This window comes from Specibacter sp. AOP5-B1-6 (assembly GCF_052376555.1).
Classification (GTDB): domain Bacteria; phylum Actinomycetota; class Actinomycetes; order Actinomycetales; family Micrococcaceae; genus Specibacter.
Map to the genome: position 1 here is coordinate 1 of NZ_JBQSVT010000087.1, position 2,885 is coordinate 2,885.

The 2,885-nt window shown below is 59.1% G+C and carries 3 protein-coding genes; all 3 read left to right on the forward strand.

The annotated features are described in order from the left end of the window. On the forward strand, nucleotides 1–826 hold an 826-nt coding region (purU, locus tag ACT3TS_RS19480), incomplete at its 5' end, for a formyltetrahydrofolate deformylase (RefSeq protein ID WP_444533184.1). Nucleotides 827–1,148: 322 nt separating this feature from the next. Beyond that, a complete protein-coding gene (locus tag ACT3TS_RS19485) occupies nucleotides 1,149–1,844 on the forward strand; it encodes a helix-turn-helix domain-containing protein (RefSeq protein WP_444533185.1) in 696 nt (231 codons plus the stop codon). Further along, nucleotides 1,841–2,743 (forward strand): hypothetical protein, encoded by a 903-nt coding sequence (locus ACT3TS_RS19490; RefSeq protein WP_444533186.1) that lies wholly within the window; start codon nucleotides 1,841–1,843, stop codon nucleotides 2,741–2,743. Before ACT3TS_RS19485 ends, ACT3TS_RS19490 begins: the two co-directional genes overlap by 4 nt. The last annotated feature ends 142 nt before the right edge of the window (nucleotides 2,744–2,885 follow it).

Genomic DNA, 2,885 nt, shown 5'->3' on the forward strand with positions numbered 1-2,885 from the left:
ATCGGGCGCCCTGCTCAAGCACGGCGCCGACATCATCGACAACCGCCAGTTCAGTGACCGCCTGCACCAGCAGGCGGCCGCGGGATTGGACGAGCCGGACGGGCACTTCTTCATGCGCCTGCATTTCAGCGCCCCGGGCGGGGCAGAAACGTTGGCCCGCCTTCATACTGACTTTGAGCCGTTGGCCGTCCGGCACGGCATGCGGTGGGAACTGCGCCCGCACCGGGAAAAGCGGCGTGTGCTGATCATGGTGTCCAAGTTTGAACACTGCCTGAACGACCTGCTGTTCCGCGCCCGAACCGGTGAGCTGCCTGTGGAGGTGGTGGCAGTCGTCTCCAACCATCCAGACCATCAGCGGCTGGCCGAATGGCACGGGATCCCGTTCTTCCACGTCCCCGTCGCCGCAGCCACGAAGCCCGCGGCGGAAGCCCGGCTGCTGGAGCTGGTGGATGAGTTCGACGTCGAGCTCGTGGTGCTGGCCCGCTACATGCAGGTGCTTAGCGATGGGCTGATTCGAAAGCTGGGCGGGCGGGCCATCAACATTCACCATTCATTTCTGCCCAGCTTCAAGGGCGCCAAGCCGTATCACCAGGCGTATGCTCGCGGGGTCAAGACTGTCGGGGCCACGGCCCACTACGTCAACAGCGAGCTGGATGAGGGGCCCATCATCTCCCAGCAAGTCATCGAGGTGGATCACACCTTTGGGCCGGAGGACTTGGTAGCGGCCGGACGGGACACCGAATGCAAGGCGCTGAGCAATGCTGTCCGCTGGCACTGCGAAGGTCGCGTGATCCTCCAAGGCAACCGGACCATCGTGTTGCGTTAGTGCTGAGCAGCTGGTGGTGGCCCCCAGTACGCCGTTGCCAGCTGCTGTGGGGCCTCACCAATGCCCTTTGTCGGGGGAAATCATCTTGGTTCGGGCAGACAGTGATCGGAGTTGACCACTGGCTGTCGACGTCCAATGAACAAGCTCTCCTATCTGCATTCATACGCAGGTACTAACTTTAAGGGCATGTTTCAATCGGGCACCTTCGAGATCCATCTGAAGGTTTCGTGCAATGAGGCACCCGCCCCATGAGGCGAACGTGCTATGTGACTCGCATTGAAGCCCCTTGCATATATGCAAGGTCGGTCATAGTCTTGGTCGTATGGTTACTTCCACGGCGGCGTCTATCGTTACTCGAATGCGCCTTAGGCGGCAGCTCAGTAAGACGGCATTTGCCGAGCTTATTGGCTTGCCTGCTTCAACGATTACCAGGATTGAGTCGGGGTTGGTTGAGCCGACGTATGCGATGTTGCAGCGGATCGCTTCAGGAGCTGGTTTTCAGCTGACGGAAACGCTGTCTGACTCAGGCAGCGACTTGCCCTATGCGGTGGCCTTGGACCGTATCCAAAATGCTACTGGTGCAGAGAGGCGGCGGCTTCTTGGGAAACTGGCTCAGACGGCGAATCTGGCTCCTGTTGCAAAGAGGCCCGGTGCGCGATTCTTTTCCCTTGAAAGCTCTCTCGCAGAGTTCGTTCAGCAGCTTGAGAGACAGGGGGCGAATCCTGTTGTTTCGTCATTGGAGGCTGTCTCCGGTGACGTTTCCCAGACCAGTTCCTTCACTCCTGTCGTGTATGTGGATAATCCTGGAAAGCTAGTGGATTTGCCGGCAATGTCGCCTTCTGCCAGGGCAAGTGTTGTGGTCTTGCCGTCGACGGAGAGCGCGCGCCGGTTCATGCGCAAGGTGGAGGGGACAGCCATGGTGAGTGCGGGGTGGGGGATGCTTGACGCGCTGGCTTCTCCGGGGCGCCAGGCAGATGTTGCGCTCAGCTTCCTGCCAGCGTTTGCCCAAGCAGCATGAACAATGATTCAGGGATTCCTCGCCAGCCGCGCATGGAAGATGCCCGGTATGGGGCTGAACGCTCGAGACGGCTGCTGATCACGACCATTATTGCGTTGGGTCCGTATGCAGAGGCCCTAACCATTGTCGGTGCCCATGCGGTTCATGTTTGGGTCCAAAAGAAGTGGGGACCCATTGACATGGAATCGACGCGGGACGGCGATCTTGTCATCGATCCGGTCTTTGTCGCGGAAGACCCCAAAATACTAGATCTCATGGCTTCAATTGGCTTGGAGCCTGCACGCGAGGAACGTCCAGAGATCTACGGGTATTCCAGCGAACGGGGACTGCCGTGGGAACAACGCACCACCGTGGATCTCCTGGTGCCCGAAGGATATGCCGGCAAGAAGGGCCGAACAGCAAGGATTGCAGGACAGGACAAGGCAACGACCCGGGCCTACGGGTTGGAACTGGCAGTCCACGACCGAGTCCTCACAGAAATATCCACGATTGACGCAGAGCCCACAATTTCCGCCAAAGCCTATGTGGCAGGTCCCGCGGCGCTCCTGATTGCCAAGGCCCATAAAGTCCACGAACGGCTGGCTGAGGCGGATCGGCGTCCGGACAGGCTACGACCGAAGGACTCCGGGGATATCGCCCTGCTGATGATGGTCACTGACGGCGCTGAAGTTGCCGAGACTATGATGTTCCATGCACGAGCACACGCCGAGATCCGAAACGTCGTCAACGAGGGAGCGAGTCACCTCATTGCCATGTACTCCGCACAGAACGCCACTCTTGTTCGTGAGCATATGGTGGACAGCTTGGCCACACGCTTTCAAGAACAGGATTTGCTCGCTGACGTGGACACTTGGCTGGCCGCATTCTCCGCCAGATTCCAAAAGATCGAAAGTAGCTAGGCAGGCCGGACTTGTGCATGTCCGGCTCTGCCCGTAGGCGAGTCATGCGGTACATGGCCAAGCGTGTCCAAAACACTGATGGGACACATGTGATGCTGAAGCCATTGGCTGGCTTGCATGGGATCTTTGCCCAGAAGTCAAC